Raw genomic sequence first — 15,772 nt, 5'->3', positions numbered from 1 at the left:
GGTATCGCCGAGGGATGTTCGCCGGGCGCGGATGTCAGGTGGCGGCACCGGGCACCAGAGGGGCGGCGCTGCGCACTGGTGCCCATGACAACTGGCGCTGCGCACTGGTGCGCAGCGACAACCGAGGAGTTGTGGTGCGGAGTCGTATTCGACCTTCACGGCCCCTGAGGTTGCCCCGACACGGCTTGGTCGACCCGAGGCACCCCTGGCCGCCTCGAAGGCGGCAGCGACCCCCTCAGGGGGCGGGCGAGGTGACTGCTCGTCGGGCCTGAACAACCGATGCGGCAGCGCTGCTCCGGCAGTCGAGCCGTTTCACGTGAAACAGACTCCGTTGGACGTCTCGCCGGGTGTGCGAGTGTGCCGGCAGCGGGCGGCTCGAACGCCAACTCGACGAGAGGTCCGCCCAACGACCGAAGGGCCGAAAAGTTATCCACACCAGTTGTCCACAGGCACCCCCCGTTTCACGTGAAACGCCGCGTGAAAGCGGGTGTCGGCCTGTGGATGACGGGGTGTACTCGCGCCCTCGGCAGCCTGTGGATATCACTCGGGCGGTCGGCGTTAGCGGTCGCAGCGATCGACGACGGGCACTGATCGGGGCGGTCGGAACCGGTCGAACAGGTAGGGACAGCAGTGCCGGACTCGGTTAGGGTCAGCGTCGTGCACGACACCCCTCCCTCAGTCCCGGACTTCACTCAGTGGCCCTCGTTCCCCTTCGAGGGTGACCTGCGGGTGAAGCAGCTCGACGACCCCGTCCCGGTCGAACCGCCCCGCAAGGGCGAGGACCTCCGGGAATGCACCGCCTGCAACGCACCCGACGACGCCTACATCTGGGTGGGAGAGCGGTGGCGGGTCCGCGCCATGGACCGGCCGACCGGCCTGCCGATGGTCCTCATCCTCGAATCGCGGACCCACCTCGATCTGGGTGACCTGCCGAACCTGCTCGCCGCCGAGTTGGGGGTGATGACGGTACGCCTGGAGCGGGCCATCCGGTCGTTGGACGGCGTGGCGCGGGTGCATGTGAACCGATGGGGCGACGGCTCCGCCCACCTGCACATGTGGTTTCTCGCCCGGCCGTACGGTCGGCTTCAGCTACGGGGGACCTTCCTGTCCCTGTGGGACTCCATCCTGCCGCCGATCTCCGAGGAGCAGTGGCGGGAGAATCTGGCGCTCGTCGCCGCCTGGCTCGCCGAGTTCGGTGGCCGGCCGTTGGCAGAGCCGCCCCGCATCCAGTGGCAGGCCCCGTCGAGCCTGCTGGCTCAGTCCGCCGCGGCGGCGCACGCCGCAGCCGCCCAGGAGGAAGCCGTGTCGGTCATCGAGGCGGCCGAGGAGATCCCGGAGCCGGCAGTCGAGGCGGTCGGCGTTCTCGACGGCGACAGCCGTGACGGCGACCTCCTCTCCGAATCGGAGGCTCAGGGGGAGCCCTGCGTCGCGGACACCGCCCCGGCAACCGCCTTCGACGGCGACGGCGACGGCGACGCCCCGGCACCGACGACCGAGCCGAAGCCCTCTGCCCCGATCGTCGACCCGGCGCTCGTCGACCCGGCGGTCGAGCCTGTCGCCGACACTCCGACGGCCTCCGGCCCGGTGAGCGACGTCGCGAGTCCGGCCCCCCGGAATCCGATCGTCCCGGCGCCGCGCAGGACCCCCACCGACGACGACGCCCGCGAGGGCGGGATCACCCGCCCGACGTGAGCCCCACGCGCTGATCACCGATTGCGAGTGGGGTCGGCGGGGCGGGCACCGCTCGCCAACCCCGGCCCACGCCCGTGCTCCCACCGGTAACGCATCGAGTAGCGAAAACGGAAGCCGGTACGAGGGCCGGGGTCAGGACGCCTGGCGGGTGGCGGCCCGGGTGACAAGCGAGCCGACCAGGCGGCCGAAGTCCAGACCGGCCGCCTGGACGGCCAACGGCAGCAGCGACGTCTCCGTCATGCCGGGCGAGACGTTGACCTCCAGCACGTGCGGATGGCCGTCGGCGTCCACGATCACGTCGACCCGCGACAGGTCCCGTAGGCCGAGCGCGGTGTGGGCGGCGAGCGCCACATCGGCCACTGCGGCGGCCACCTCCGGCTCCAATCGGGCGGGAGCGTGCCACGTGGTGCGGCCGGCGGTGTAGCGGGCGGCGTAGTCGTACACGCCGTTGCGCGGCACGATCTCCACCGGCGGCAGCGCCTGCGGACCGTCTCCCAGCTCGACCACGGAGACCGCCACATCGATCCCGGGCACATACCGCTCGACGAGGGCCGTCGGGTCGTACGCGAAGCAACCGACCATCGCGGCCGGGAGTGACGCGGCGTCCCGGACCACGGCGGCGCCCAGTCCGGAGCCGCCCTGCGCCGGCTTGACCATCAGCGGCAGGCCGAGCCGGTCGGCGATGCGGTCCAGCACGGCGACCGCGCCGAGTTCGGAGAAGCGGTCGTGCGGCAGGGCCACCCAGTCGGGGGTGGGGATGCCGGCCTCGCGCAGCACCGCCTTAGCCGAGGGCTTGTCCCAGGCCAGCCGGGAGGACCGGGCGTCACAGCCGACGTACGGGATGCCGCACAGGTCCAGCACTCCGCGCAGCGAGCCGTCCTCGCCGGTCGCGCCGTGCAGGGCGATCACGACGGCGTCCGGCGGATCAGCCGTGAGGGACGGCAGGAGGGCCACGTCGGCGTCTCGCATTTCGGCGTCGACGCCGACTGCACGCAGGGCGTCGAGTACCCGTCGACCGGAGCGCAGCGACACGTCCCGCTCGTAGGAGAGTCCGCCGGCGAGAACCAGCACTCGCAGGTCGGCCGCGACGGCGGAATCGGTCACGGAGAAACGCTCGGCAGCGGTCGTACCCATGCCGGCATCATGCCAAGTCGGGACCCGGCACGTCGGAGCCGGGCCGGCCGCGACGGCCGGCGGCACCGCCGACGGCGCCGAAGACACGCCGAGTCGCGAGCTCCTGCTCCATGACGCCCGCGAGCCGGCGTACGCCCTCGCGGATGCGCTCAGGGGGCGGGAAGCTGAAGTTCAGCCGCATCGCGCCGGTGCCCGTGCCGTCGGCGTAGAAGCCGGTGCCGGGCACGTAGGCGACCCGGGCGGCGATGGCGCGCGGCATCATGGCCTTGGAGTCGAGGCCGTCCGGCAGGGTGGCCCAGACGAAGAGCCCACCGGCCGGGGTGGTCCAGCTGGTGCCCTCGGGCATCAGATCGGCCAGCGCGTCGAGCAGGGCGTCGCGGCGTTCGCGGTAGACCTCGCGGTAGACCTTGAGCTGCTGCCGCCACGGCATCGTGCCGAGGTAGGTGGAGACGGCGGCCTGGGCGTAGACGCTGGGGCAGAGGATCTGCGCCTCGCTGGCGATGACCAGCTTGTCGCGGACCGCGTGCGGCGCCAGGATCCATCCCACCCGCAGGCCGGGGGCGAACGTCTTGGAGAAGGTGCTGAGGTAGAAGACACCGTCGCGCCGCCGGGCCCGCAGCGGCGCGGGGGCCTCACCCTCGAAACCCAACTGGCCGTACGGGTCGTCCTCGATCACGAGCAGGCCGGCGCGCTCGCAGATGTCGAGTACGCGCTCACGGCGCTCCTCGCTGAGCGTCACGCCGGCCGGGTTCTGGTAGGTGGGGATGGTGTAGAGGAACTTGACCCGCCGGCCGGCCCGGGCGAGGTCGGCGATGGCCGTCTCCAACGCCTCGGGGATCAGCCCGTCGGCGTCCATCGGCACGTGCACCACCTGCGCCTGGGCGGCCTGGAACACCCCGAGCGCGCCCACGTACGTCGGGCCCTCGGCGAGCACCACGTCACCGGGGTCGAGGAAGAGCCGGGCCACCAGGTCGAGCGCCTGCTGCCCGCCGACCGTGACCACCACGTCCTCGGGTGAGGCGCCGCACGCGGCGTCGATACCGGAGAGCGCCATGACCTCGCAGATCCGCTCGCGCAGCTCCAGCGTGCCCTGCCCGATGCCGTACTGCAGGGTCGTCACACCGTGCTCGGAGCCGAGCCGACCGAGCATCTCGCCGACCGCGTCGAGCGGCAGCGCGGCGATGTACGGGGCGCCACCGGCGAGGGAGACGACCTCGGGCCGACTGGCCACCGCGAAGAGTGCTCGGATCTCGGAGGCGGTCATCCCGCGCACACGCCGGGCGTACCGGTCGGTGTAGTCGTCGAGTGTCGTGCCGGTCATGACCTCACCTCGATCGCTGCTCGGGTGGCTCCCGCCCCGGGTACCCCGCCCGCTCGTGACCATGGCGGCGGGATACCGATTGTCGATCCTAGTCGGCCTCGACCTATTTGCCGCCCTGCCGGGACGGATCGACCACATGGCGGACCCTCCCTGCGGGGGTGGGGATTTGCGCGTCCCCTCCCGTACGGTCGATCTGCGGCGTACGATCGCTCGTCGGGGGCAGGAAGGCGGCGCTGTCGTTGCATGCCGGTCTCCCACCGAGCCTAACTGTGGGGATGCGCCAAATGTCGCGACGTCTGGTCAGCCTGACCCTCGACACGCTGGAGGATCTTCCGCGCCCCTGCCGTCAGTGCGTCTACTGGGAGTTGGATCCGGTCTCCGCCGACCGGGCCTGCGCTGCCGGTGACCCGGGCCTGGAGAAGGAGGCGTGGGTCTCCCAGACCCTGCTGGAGTGGGGTTCCTGCGGCAAACTCGCGTACGTCGACGGCATGCCGGCGGGCTTCGTGATGTACGCGCCGCCCGCCTACGTGCCCCGCTCGATGGCCTTCCCGACGTCGCCGGTCTCCGCCGACGCCGCGCTGTTGATGACCGCCAACGTGGTCGCCGCGTTCGCCGGTGGCGGATTGGGCCGGATGTTGGTGCAGGGCGTCGCACGCGACCTGACGAAGCGGGGGATCAAGGCGATCGAGGCGTTCGGCGACGCCAAGTTCGGTGACGCGGACGACCCGGCCGGCGGGTGTGTGGCACCTGCCGACTTCTTCCTCTCCGTCGGCTTCAAGACGGTGCGTCCGCATCCCCGGTTCCCCCGTCTTCGCCTCGAACTGCGTACGGCGCTGAGCTGGAAGTCCGACGTCGAGTACGCGCTGGAGAAGCTGCTCGGCTCGATGAGCCCGGAGACGCTGCTCCGGCCGGTCCGGCCCGCGCCGGCCACCCGCTCGACGGGCGGCTGAGCGGGGTCAGTCGACGACGGTGCCGGCGGCCACGACCGCACGCAGCTCGCTGACGTCGAGCGAGCCGGTCGGCACGTCCCGCTCGATCGGGTAGTACATCCGCTGCACCGCGGCCACGATCGCCTCCACCACCCGGTCACGGAACCGGGGGTCGACGAGCCGGGCGCGGTCCACGGGCGAGGTGAGGTAGCCGACCTCGACCCGGACCGCCGGCATCCTCGTCAGCCGCAGCAGGTCCCACGCCTTCGCGTGCGTACGGCAGTCCCGCAGCCCGGTCCGCGCCACGATCTCCCGCTGCACCAGACCGGCCAGCCGCTCCCCGGTCGCCGAGGTCACCCCGTTGTCGGTGCCGTAGTGGTAGGTCGCCACCCCGTCCGCCTCCGGGTTGGCGTGCCCGTCCAGGTGCAGCGAGATGAACACGTCGGCGCCGAGTGAATTCGCCAGCAGCGCCCGGTCGGTGTCCGGCAGGCAGGCGTCGGACGCGGGACCTCGGGTGAGCTGAACCCGGACCCCGGACGCGGCGAGCCGCCCCTCCAACCGGCTTGCCAGGTCGTGTACGAGGTCGGCCTCCGTCCAGCGCAGCGGGCCGTCCGGCACCACCATGCCGGGGTCGGTGCCGCCGTGGCCGGGGTCGATGACCACAGTCTTACCGACCAGGGCAGGCCCGGACTGGCGGATCGCGTCGGACTCGCGCAGCCACTGGGGGCGACCGCCGACGACCTTGCGACCGATCCGGCGCAGCGCGTCCATCGTGTGCGGGCCGCAGGAGCCGTCGGGTGTCAGCCCGACCTCGCGCTGGAACTGCGCCACGGCCCGGGAGGTCCGGATGCCGTAGATGGCGTCGGCGCGGCCGACGTCGTACCCCATCTCCAACAGCCGTTCCTGGAGTGACCGGACATCCTCGCCGGTGAGCGGCTCGGGGATCGCGTGGTAGAGGGTGCGGGCACCGAGTCGCCAGCGTGCGGCGTCCAGCGCGCCCCAGGTCTCCGAGCCGACCCGGCCGTCCACGCTGAGCCCGCGGGACTGCTGGAAGGCGCGGACCGCGCGTTCGGTGTCCAGGTCGAACTCGTCGCTGTGCGGGCCGGCGGCGGCGAGTAGGTCGAGGTTGGTGAGGATGGTACGGATCTCCGTGACCGCTGGTCCCCGGTCTCCGGGTCGGATCGGACGCACGCACGACCCCCTCTGCACGAGTCTGGCTGGCCGGGCGGCGGCCCTGGGTTGAGGCTATGCGTTCCGGGCCGGTGACGGGCTCGGGCCGGGAAAAACAGCGAACCCCGCACCCGACGAGCGGGTACGGGGTTCGGTGGTGTCTGCGCTGGTCAGAGGGCCGATTCGATGAGCCGGACCAGCTCGCCCTTCGGCTTGGCGCCAGCGATCGACTGGACCGGCTGGCCGTTCTTGAAGACGGTGAGGGTCGGCACCGACATGACCCGGTAGGCCCGGGCGGTCTCCGGGTTCTCGTCGATGTTGATCTTGACGATGGTGACCTGGTCGCCCATCTCGCCCGCGATCTCCTCGAGCAGCGGCGACACCTTGCGGCACGGCCCGCACCACTCGGCCCAGAAGTCCACCAGTACCGGTTTGTCGGCCTGCAGCACGTCAGCGACGAAGCTCGCGTCCGTGACCGCCTTGGTATTTCCCACTATTGCCCTCCTCCGGGATGTGTTTCCTGTTTCAGCTGAGCGTCGCGATGAACCGCTCGGCGTCGAGCGCGGCGGCACAGCCGGTGCCGGCCGCGGTGATCGCCTGGCGGTAGGTGTGGTCGACCACGTCGCCGGCGGCGAAGACGCCGGGCACGCTCGTGCGGGTGCTGGGCGCCTGGACCTTCACGTAGCCCTCGTCGTCCAGTTCGACCTGGCCCTGAAACAGCTCACTGCGGGGGTCGTGACCGATGGCCACGAACACGCCGGTCGCGTCCAGCACCTTGGAGTCGCCGGTGTGCACGTTGCGGACCCGTACACCGGTGACCTTGCCGGCAGCGCCCAGGACCTCTTCGACGGTGCTGTTCCACTCGACCTTGATCTTCCCGTTGCTCAGCGCCCGGTCGGCCATGATCTTGCTGGCCCGGAACGAGTCGCGCCGGTGGACGATCGTCACCGAGTCGGCGAAGCGGGTGAGGAAGCTGGCCTCCTCCATCGCCGAGTCGCCACCGCCGACGACGACGATGTGCTGGTTGCGGAAGAAGAAGCCGTCACAGGTGGCGCACGAGGAGACACCGTGCCCCAGGTACTCCTGCTCGCCCGGCACGCCCAGCGGACGCCAGGCCGAACCGGTGGAGAGGATCACGGCGCGGGCCCGGTAGGCGGTCTCGCCGACCCACACGGTGCTCACCGCGCCCGAGCCGGAGTCGCCGGTGTCGACCAGCTCGACCCGCGTCACGTCGTCGGTCAGGAACTCGGCGCCGAACCGCTCGGCCTGCTTGCGCATGTTGTCCATCAGCTCCGGGCCGAGGATGCCGTCGGCGAAGCCGGGGAAGTTCTCCACCTCGGTCGTGGTCATCAGCGCGCCGCCGGACTGGACACCCTCGATGATCAGCGGCTTCAGGTTGGCGCGCGCCGCGTAGACCGCCGCCGTGTAACCGGCCGGGCCGGAGCCGATGATGATCAGGTTGCGGACCTCGTCCACTGCCGTCTCCCGAGTTGTGTGTTCGGCGTCGGCGCGCGCACCGATGCTGATCCGAGTGCCGACGCCTGGGGGGTGCCGGCAGCTGACTTCCAGAATGTCATCGTACGAAGCGGGGATTCCCGAACCGGGCAACCGGTGGGTCAGGTCACGTGGACCCTCATCGTGCTGCGGATTCACCCTACCCGCGCCGAATACCGGCTGTCCGAGCCGGACCCGGGTACGCCACACTCGGCGCCGCTCACCCAGGCCCAGCGCGCTCCGGCGGCGTCGGTGAACCGGATGACGAGCGCCTGCTCACCCTGGAACCGCGCGTAGTCGATCACTTCGACGACCAGCGGGCCCGAGCCGTGCTCCGCCGCCACGGACGCCAGGCAGGCGGTCAACGCGGCCTCGTCGGTGAGCCGGGCGAGCTGGTTCGACCCGTTGGGGGCGGGCCGTCGGTCGCCTCCGGCGTCCACCCCGGGCTGCTCGCCGGGGCCGCTGCTGCTCGCGCCCAGCATCGGAGACGGCGGACTCGGCGTACCGCCGAGGTTCTGCGGGGTGTAGTCGGTACGGCTGTGCAGCGTCGGGCCGGACGTGCGGACCGTCCCGCCGGCCGCGATGCCTTCCGGCGCGCTGGCCGGACGGTCCATGGCACCGGTGTCCGCGGTGTCGATCGACAGGCGGTTGAGCCCCAAGCCGAGTGCGACGACGACGACGGCGGCGGCCGCGACGGTCACCGGGGCGGCGTTGCGGACCCAGCGGCGCTGCCGGCGACCCGGGCCGGTGGAGCCGCCGCGCCCCGACTCGGCAGGGGACGGGCTGGTGGGTCGACGTCCACCCTGTGCCGGCACGGTCACCGGCGTGGCGGCGGCCACCTCGGGCGACCCGATGGCGTCGTCCGCCGGGCTGTCCGCTGCCGCCAGCGCGGCGGCGATTCGTTCGGCGACGGCGGACGGCAGCCCCGGGGCAGGCTCGGCCCAGCGGGCCAGGTCGGTGCGGACCTGCGTCACCGCGGGTGCCAGCAGCGCGTACGCCTCGGCCCAGGCCGGGTCCGCGGCCACCAGCCGGGCGACCTGGGCCTGCTGCGGCGTGCCGTCCAACGCGCCGCCGAGGTAGTCAGCGAGCAGGTCGGCGTCGACCTCCCTGAACTCCTCGGTGGTCACGTGTCCCCCTGATTGGCGTCCAGCCGGAAGCGAACCGACCCCGATCCGACGCCCTCGGCCGGGCGTGGGTTCCCCGGCGTGACGCCGGGCACGTCCGAGTCGGTGCCGACCCCTCCAGGGCGCGCCGACGCCGCCGGACGGAGATGTCCGAGCAGCACCGCCAGCCGGGCCCGGCCCCGGGCGCACCGACTCTTCACCGTTCCCTCGGCGACACCGAGGATGCGGGCCACCTCGGCCACCGGATAGCCCTGCACGTCCACCAGCACCAGGGCGGCCCGCTGCTCGACCGGTAGCGCGGCGAGTGCCGCGCGGACGACGAGCACCGTGTCGTGGTCCTGGATGGGCGCGGCCGGCTCGACACCGCCGGTGCCCGACCCGTCGCCGGACCGGTTGCCGTCGGGCAACGGCACTGTGGGGTGCGCCTGCCGGCGTCGGATGCGGTCCAGGCAGGCGTTCACGACGATGCGGTGCATCCACGTGGTGACGGCGGAGTCACCACGGAAGCGGCCCGCCGCCCGGTGTGCCGACAACAGGGCGTCCTGTAGCGCGTCGGCGGCCTCCTCGCGGTCGCCGAGCGTCCGCAGGGCCACCGCCCAGAGCCGGTCGCGGTGCCGGTGGAACAGCGCGGCGAAGGCGTTCCGATCGCCGGCGACGTGGGCGCGCAGCAGCTCAAGGTCCGTTGCCGCGTCGCGCCCGTCCATCACCACGTCCGGCTGATGTGGTGCCCGGGGCGTGCTGCCCGACTCACGAACCCTGGACCGTGATCTCCTGCACTCCGAGCTTGAAGCCGTCGTCGTCGCCGTTGGGCGGCAACTCGGTGAACCAGAGCAGCAGGTAGCGGTACTTCTGGTCGGCGTTGAACCCGTTGAAGGTCATCGTGGTGCCGTCGTGCTCCTTGAGGACACCGATCTCCGTCTTGTAGTTCGCCACCATCGACTTGTCGCCGTTTGAGGTCGACGGGTAGGGGTTCGTGCCGGCGAGCAGCTTCGCGGTGGCGCCTCGACCGGAGAGCACAGCCTGCACCGACTTCACCGTGTGCGGGGAACCCAGGTCGAGCCAGACACCCATGCCGGACTTGAGGTTCCCGTACGTGGCGTTCGGGTAGCGGTCGGTCTCCCAACCCTTGTCGTTGTCACCGTCGATCATCTTCTTGGCGCCGTCGAGCTCGTCCCGGGGGGCGCTGTCCGGGTCAATGATCTTGATGTCCTGCACCTTGAGATTGCGAACCGCGGCGGCGGCCGGGGTGGCCTCCCCGGCCGGAGCGCTGGCGCTGGGCGTGGCCCCGGCGGTGTCCTGCGGGTTCTTGTCGTCGCCGCCGAGGGCGCTGATCCCGATGAGCAGACCGACCAGGGCGACCGCCAGCAGACCGGCGATGCCGATGGCAACCTTACGACCGCCGGCGGCGGCCAGCGGCGACGGCTCTTCCTCGGTGTCGGCGGCGAACCGCAGCGGCCCGCCGTGGTCGAGGTAGTGCTCCTCCTCGGCGGGCACGTCCAACCGGGCCAACTCGGCCGCCAGCACGTCGGACGACGGCGGCGCGATGTCGGCGTCGAGCAGGTCCATGGTCAGGTCGTCCAGGTACGCGGGCACACCGGCCCGGATCTGGCGGGGCGCCGCGAGGACGCCGCTGGCGTCCCGGACCGCGTCCGGGATGGCGGCCCGCCCGTGGCCCGCGGTGGCTCCGCGCAGCGGCGCCTCGGTGTGCGGCCAATGACCGGTCAGCGCGAAGTAGAGGACGCCGCCGACCGCCCGGATGTCGCTCTCCTGGCTGTCGTCGCCGTCGGTACGGGCGTCGGCCAGGACGACGCGACCATCGTCGCTGATCATGACTGTGCCGGGGTGGACGTTGCCGTGCACCATACCGGTGGCGTGCACCGCGGCCAGAGCGCTGGCGACGGCGTTGCCGATCGCGGTGGCCCGGGCCGGGTCCAGCGGACCCTCGGCGGCAAGGTCGCGCAGCGACTGCCCGTCCACCCACTCACGGACCACGTACGCCCGCTCGGCCTCGTCGATGGCGTCGTAGACGCCGACCAGGTTGGGGTGGATGACCCGGCTGGCCGCGACGGCTGCCTGAAGCATCTCGGTGGCGGAGTCGCCACCCGGGTAGCGCAGCACCACCGCGACAGGGCGGCGCAGGATGACGTCGACCCCGCGCCACACCAGCCGACCCGCGCTGTCGTTGTTGATGTGCTCGACCAGCTCGTAACGCTCGGCGAGGATCTCACCGGCCGTGGGAGCACCGAAGGTCATGACAGGCGGAGCGCTCTCGTCCGCCTCCTGACCCTCGCCGACCTGGGTCACCCGTCCTCCCTCGGTGATCGTGTCGATCGATGGACCCGAACTGCTGGGCATGTGGCTTCCCGCTCTGCCGTCGAAGGAACCGGCCAGCCGGTGTCGACGCCCAGCGTCGGCGCCCGCCGTACCCGTCGAGAGCGACCTTACCCGGGTTGCCCGTCTCCCCGACATGTCATCTTCTGGCCGTACCCGGCGGGGTGCCGGGGATCGGAGAAGTCGTCCGGTTACGACCGTTGTCAGCCACGTTGCTGGCACATGTACTAGCTAATCTACGGCTTCACCGCAAGTGACCGACGTCGGGGCCGGGTCGGGCGTGGTGCCCTCGTTCCACAGCCAGTTCCCGCCGATCGGGGGGCCACGCTCAGCCGTACGGTTGGTTATCCACAGGCCGATCCGGTGGCTGACCGGTGAATCGCGGAGTTATCCACAGGTGCATCCCCAGCCTGGTGATCCATGGTCACGTTCCGTGTGGCGGTGGCGATTGGTTCTTGAAATCTCGCCGTCAGCGACCGAGGCGCCGGCGAACCATGCCGACGACTTCGGTGATCTCCCCGATTCGCAGCACCATGGCCAACCCGAGGTACGTCCCACCGATCACGGCACCGCCGATCACGAGCTGGATGATGGCCTCCAGGCGTGTCGGCGTGTCGTCGCCGGGCAGCAGCTTGACCACCAGCAGGCCGACCAGTGCCGCACCGAGTGCCGCGACCAGGACCCGACCGCCGGTACGCATGATCTCCCCGAGGCCGATGCGGCCGACCCGGGGGCGGAGCAGCCAGGCGGAGCCGATCGCTGCGGCCAGGTAGGAGACCGCGTTACCGATCATCATTCCGGCGCCGGCGAAGCTGGCGGAGAAGGCCACGAAGAGCACCACCTGCACGCCGATCCGCAGCGCCACCACGGGGATGTTGATCAGCGCGGGGGTGCGGGTGTCCGGCAGGGCGTAGAAGGCGAAGGTGAAGAGCTGGCTCACCGCGAACGGGACCAGCGCCAGCGCGGCGGCCAGGAGCACGACGGAGGTGGCGGTCGCGTTGTCCTCGTTGAACGCGCCGAACCGGAACAGCGTGAACGCGATCGGAGTGGCGAGGACGGCGTAGCAGACCGCGATCGGGGCGAGGACAGCCGTGACCGTACGGGTTCCGCGCGACAGGTCGGCGGCGACGTCGGCGAGCCGGCCGTCGGCGGCGGCGGCGCTCATCCGGGGCATCAGCGCGGTGATGATCGAGACCGCGATGATCCCGTGTGCGGTCATCAGCAGGAGGAAGACGTTGTTGTAGATCAGCGGGCCGGCGGCGTTCTTCTTGCCGGCCCGGTTCAGCAGGTTGAACAGCACGATGAGGCCGACCTGGCTCACGGCGACGTAGCAGATCATCCACGCCCCGAGCCGGCCCAGCTCGCGCAGGCCGAGCGCGCGGAAGTCGAAGCGCAGCTTCCAGCGGAAGCCGACCTTGCGCAGCGCCGGCAGCAGCCCTGCCGCCTGGATCGCGACGCCGAGCAGGGTGCCGCCGCCGATGAGCAGGATCCGCCCGGTGGTCATCTCACCCGGCTTGACGATCTTCGCGCCGAACACGGCGATGTAGAGGCCGGCGGTGCCGATCACGACCAGGTTGTTCAGGATCGGCGCCCACATCGGGGCGGCGAAGTGCCCCCGGGTGTTGAGCACCGCGCTGATCAGTGCGCTGAGCCCGGAGAAGAAGATCATCGGCAGCATCAGCCGGGCCAGCCCCGTGACGAGTTGTGAATAGTCACCGGCCGCATCACCGCTGCCGTACAGCCAGGTCAGCGTCGAGGCGAACAGGACCGCGACGAGGGCGGCAGCGCCCAGCGCCAGCACCGCCAGGGTGAGTAGCCGCTGGGCGTACGCCTGGCCGCCGTCGGTGTCGGTCTTGCGGCGGCGGACCAGCACGGGGATCAGCACGCTGGTGAGCACGCCGCCGAGCAGGAACTCGTAGACCATTCCGGGCAGGATCTGCGCGGTGGTGTACGCGTCACCGACCAGCGCGCCGCCGAGCGCCGCCGCGATGACCAGGTTGCGCAGGAAGCCCGTACCCCGGCTGACCAGGCTGCCGATCGCCATCACCGCGCTGTTGGCCGCCGCGCTCGCCTCGCCGACCTGTTCCTGCGGCGGGGCGGTCGACTCCATGGCCGGCTGGTTCAGCGGCTCGGCGGAGATGAAGGTGGCACCGTCGGAGGGGCGGACGTCGGCTCCCGCACCGCCGTCCCGCGTGGCGTTCGCGCTGCGGTAGAGCCCGCCGCTCATCTCCAGCCTCCCAGGGGGTACGTCGAGCCGGGCACCGACCCGCACGTCACAAACCTTAGCCACCCCACACCCGTTACCCGCGCCCGGCGGACGCGATGCCGATCGGGCCCGATAGGCTGGCGATCCCATGTCCGAAGCCTCCGCTCCCCACGCCGCCGACCGCCGCGACCTCACCGCCGCGCAGCGCAACGCCGTCGCCGAACTGCTCCGGGTTTCCCCGGTCGCCGACGAGTTGGGCCGCCGTTTCGTCCGTGCCGGTCACGAGCTGCACCTGGTGGGCGGTTCGGTGCGGGACGCGCTGCTCGGCCGGCTCGGCGACGACCTGGACTTCTGCACCGACGCCCACCCCGACGAGACGTTGCGGATCATCAAGGGCTGGGCCGAGTCGATCTGGGAGACCGGCCGCGAGTTCGGCACCATCGGCGCGCAGCGCGACGGTCTCCGGCTGGAGATCACCACCTTCCGTGCCGAGTCGTACGACCAGGTCAGCCGTAACCCGGTGGTGGTGTACGGCACCAGCCTCGACGAGGACCTGAAGCGGCGCGACTTCACCATCAACGCGATGGCCGTCAGCCTGCCGGACCACCGCTTCACCGACCCGCACGGTGGGCTGGCCGACCTCTCCGCGCAGGTCATCCGTACGCCCAGTACCCCGCGTGAGTCCTTCGGTGACGACCCGCTGCGCATGCTGCGGGCCGCCCGGTTCGCCGCCCAACTGCGCTTCGCCGTCCACCCGGATGTGCACGTCGCGATGACCGAGATGGCCGCCGACCTGGACCGGATCACCGCCGAACGGATCAGGGACGAGTTCACCAAGCTGCTCTGCGGCGCAGACCCCATCACCGGGCTGCGTCTGCTGGTCGACACCGGCCTGGCCGAGCGGTTCCTTCCCGAGCTGACCGGGCTGAAGCTGGAGATCGACGAGCACGCCCAGCACAAGGACGTCTACGAGCACACGCTGACGGTGGTCGAGAACGCGGTCTCGTACGAGGATGAGGGCTGCGACTTCGTCCTGCGGATGGCCGCCCTCATGCACGACGCGGGCAAGCCGGCGACGAAGGCTGTCGGGTCCGACGGTCGGGTCAGCTTCCACCACCACGAGGTGGTCGGCGCCCGGCTGACCAAGGCCCGGATGAAGGCGATGCGGTACCCGAAGGAGCTCACCGCGAAGGTGACCGCGCTGGTCGCGCTCCACCTGCGCTTCTACGGGTACGGCCGGGGCGAGTGGACCGACTCGGCGGTGCGTCGCTACGTCGCCGACGCCGGTGACCTGCTGCCCCGCCTGCACAAGCTGACCCGCTCGGACTGCACCACCCGCAACCGTCGTAAAGCGGCCCAGCTCGCCGCCGACTACGATGCGCTGGAGGAGCGAATCGCTCGGCTAGCCGCCGAGGAGGACCTGGCCCGGGTACGCCCCGACCTGGACGGCAACGCGATCATGGAGTTGCTGGGCGTACCGCCGGGGCCGGTCGTGGGGCGGGCCTGGAAGCACCTCAAGGAACAGCGCCTGGAGCACGGGCCCCTGGACCGCGACGCCGCCGAGGCCGAGCTGCTCCGCTGGGCCCGATCCGAAGGCCTGATCTCCTAACTCTGTTCGTTCCCACCCCATACCCCGCCGATCTTGCCTTTGGGTCGTCGATATGAGGGGTCTGCCCTCTTTTGTCGCGACAGTAAGTGCAAGATCGACGGGGCGGGGCGGGTAACTGACTAGTGCAGCACCGCGTTAATCCTTGAGTGGTTCATGCCGCTTTGAGGGGTCGTCCGTCGTATGTCCATCGGAAGGGCTTGGCGGTTCGGTTGTAGACGATGACGAAGTTTTCGATCTTGTCGGCGAGGTCCTGCCGTGAGGTGAACTCGCCACGGCGTAGCAGTCGTCTGGTCAGGATCGAGAAGAACAGTTCGGCCTGGTCAAGCCAGGACGCGTGGGCGGGGGTGTAGTGCGGCTGGAAGCGGGGGTGTTCGCGTAGCCACTTCTTGGTCGCCTTCGAGGTGTGCGACGAGCCGTTGTCGAGCACGAGGTGAACAGTCAGCTTCGGGTCGATGTGGGCATCGAGCATGGTCAGGAAGGCGATGAAGGTGGCCGAGTCGTTTCGGGTGATCTGTTCAGTAAGGATTTCGCCGGTGTGCACGTGCAGGGCCGCGACGATGGAGACGGTGCCGTGGCGGACGTACTCGAACTCGCGTCGAGCCGCGCGGCCGGGCCGGGCCGGCTGGTCGGGATGCTTGCGGCTACGGGCGGCGATGGCTGTCTTCTCGTCGATGCAGACCACCACGGAATCGGCGGGCTGGTTGAGGTACAGGTCGCAGACCTGGGCGGCCTTGGTGAAGAAGGCGGGGTCGGGGCGGCGGG

General features: G+C 71.0%; 13 protein-coding genes. 3 read left to right on the top strand and 10 right to left on the bottom strand.

Annotated elements, in window-relative coordinates; translation table 11 throughout:
• The first annotated feature begins 657 nt into the window (after window positions 1–657).
• On the top strand, window positions 658–1,692 hold the full coding sequence (locus tag ACLQ24_RS01950) for a hypothetical protein (RefSeq protein WP_425888675.1): 1,035 nt from the start codon (window positions 658–660) through the stop codon (window positions 1,690–1,692).
• Between the two features lie 132 nt (window positions 1,693–1,824).
• Here ACLQ24_RS01950 and ACLQ24_RS01945 read toward each other — a convergent pair whose 3' ends face one another.
• The gene (locus tag ACLQ24_RS01945; protein ID WP_425888674.1) at window positions 1,825–2,826 is read right to left on the bottom strand and encodes a D-alanine--D-alanine ligase family protein; all 1,002 of its coding nucleotides are present in this window, start codon (window positions 2,824–2,826) and stop codon (window positions 1,825–1,827) included.
• 7 nt (window positions 2,827–2,833) lie between these two features.
• Window positions 2,834–4,147, bottom strand: a complete 1,314-nt coding sequence (locus ACLQ24_RS01940) for a PLP-dependent aminotransferase family protein (RefSeq protein ID WP_425888673.1) — start codon at window positions 4,145–4,147, stop codon at window positions 2,834–2,836.
• Window positions 4,148–4,431: 284 nt separating this feature from the next.
• Between ACLQ24_RS01940 and ACLQ24_RS01935 the strand changes: the two genes are divergently transcribed.
• Window positions 4,432–5,097 (top strand): GNAT family N-acetyltransferase, encoded by a 666-nt coding sequence (locus ACLQ24_RS01935; protein WP_074315552.1) that lies wholly within the window; start codon window positions 4,432–4,434, stop codon window positions 5,095–5,097.
• Between the two features lie 6 nt (window positions 5,098–5,103).
• On the opposite strand, the gene ACLQ24_RS01930 is transcribed toward ACLQ24_RS01935, so the two are convergent.
• The 7 genes from ACLQ24_RS01930 to murJ all read right to left on the bottom strand — a co-directional run bounded on the left by ACLQ24_RS01930 (window position 5,104) and on the right by murJ (window position 13,422).
• Complete coding sequence (locus tag ACLQ24_RS01930) at window positions 5,104–6,267, bottom strand: N-acetylmuramoyl-L-alanine amidase (protein ID WP_425888672.1); 1,164 nt, start codon at window positions 6,265–6,267, stop codon at window positions 5,104–5,106.
• A 149-nt stretch (window positions 6,268–6,416) separates the two neighbouring features.
• Window positions 6,417–6,740, bottom strand: coding sequence for a thioredoxin (gene trxA, locus ACLQ24_RS01925; RefSeq protein WP_425888671.1), 324 nt, complete (start codon window positions 6,738–6,740; stop codon window positions 6,417–6,419).
• Window positions 6,741–6,771: 31 nt separating this feature from the next.
• Window positions 6,772–7,722 (bottom strand): thioredoxin-disulfide reductase, encoded by a 951-nt coding sequence (trxB, locus tag ACLQ24_RS01920; RefSeq protein WP_425888670.1) that lies wholly within the window; start codon window positions 7,720–7,722, stop codon window positions 6,772–6,774.
• 173 nt (window positions 7,723–7,895) lie between these two features.
• Window positions 7,896–8,867, bottom strand: coding sequence for a hypothetical protein (locus tag ACLQ24_RS01915; RefSeq protein ID WP_425888669.1), 972 nt, complete (start codon window positions 8,865–8,867; stop codon window positions 7,896–7,898).
• Window positions 8,864–9,568 carry an RNA polymerase sigma factor SigM gene (sigM, locus tag ACLQ24_RS01910; protein ID WP_425888668.1) on the bottom strand — a complete coding sequence of 235 codons (705 nt, stop codon included), beginning with the start codon at window positions 9,566–9,568 and terminating at the stop codon, window positions 8,864–8,866. The genes ACLQ24_RS01915 and sigM overlap by 4 nt, the downstream gene beginning before the upstream one ends.
• A gap of 43 nt (window positions 9,569–9,611) precedes the next feature.
• A complete protein-coding gene (locus ACLQ24_RS01905; RefSeq protein WP_425888667.1) occupies window positions 9,612–11,219 on the bottom strand; it encodes a protein kinase family protein in 1,608 nt (535 codons plus the stop codon).
• 445 nt (window positions 11,220–11,664) lie between these two features.
• Window positions 11,665–13,422, bottom strand: a complete 1,758-nt coding sequence (gene murJ / locus ACLQ24_RS01900) for a murein biosynthesis integral membrane protein MurJ (protein WP_425888782.1) — start codon at window positions 13,420–13,422, stop codon at window positions 11,665–11,667.
• 127 nt (window positions 13,423–13,549) lie between these two features.
• On the opposite strand from murJ, the gene ACLQ24_RS01895 reads away from it, so the two are divergent.
• Window positions 13,550–15,010, top strand: a complete 1,461-nt coding sequence (locus tag ACLQ24_RS01895) for a CCA tRNA nucleotidyltransferase (protein WP_425888666.1) — start codon at window positions 13,550–13,552, stop codon at window positions 15,008–15,010.
• A 151-nt stretch (window positions 15,011–15,161) separates the two neighbouring features.
• On the opposite strand, the gene ACLQ24_RS01890 is transcribed toward ACLQ24_RS01895, so the two are convergent.
• Window positions 15,162–15,772, bottom strand: a 611-nt coding sequence (locus ACLQ24_RS01890; RefSeq protein WP_425888665.1) for an IS630 family transposase, incomplete at its 5' end; no start/stop codon positions are given.

It is taken from the genome of Micromonospora sp. DT4 (assembly GCF_049841675.1).
GTDB lineage: Bacteria > Actinomycetota > Actinomycetes > Mycobacteriales > Micromonosporaceae > Micromonospora.
Note: the sequence above shows the minus strand (reverse complement) of the source record. Positions and strands in the feature narration are given on the sequence as shown.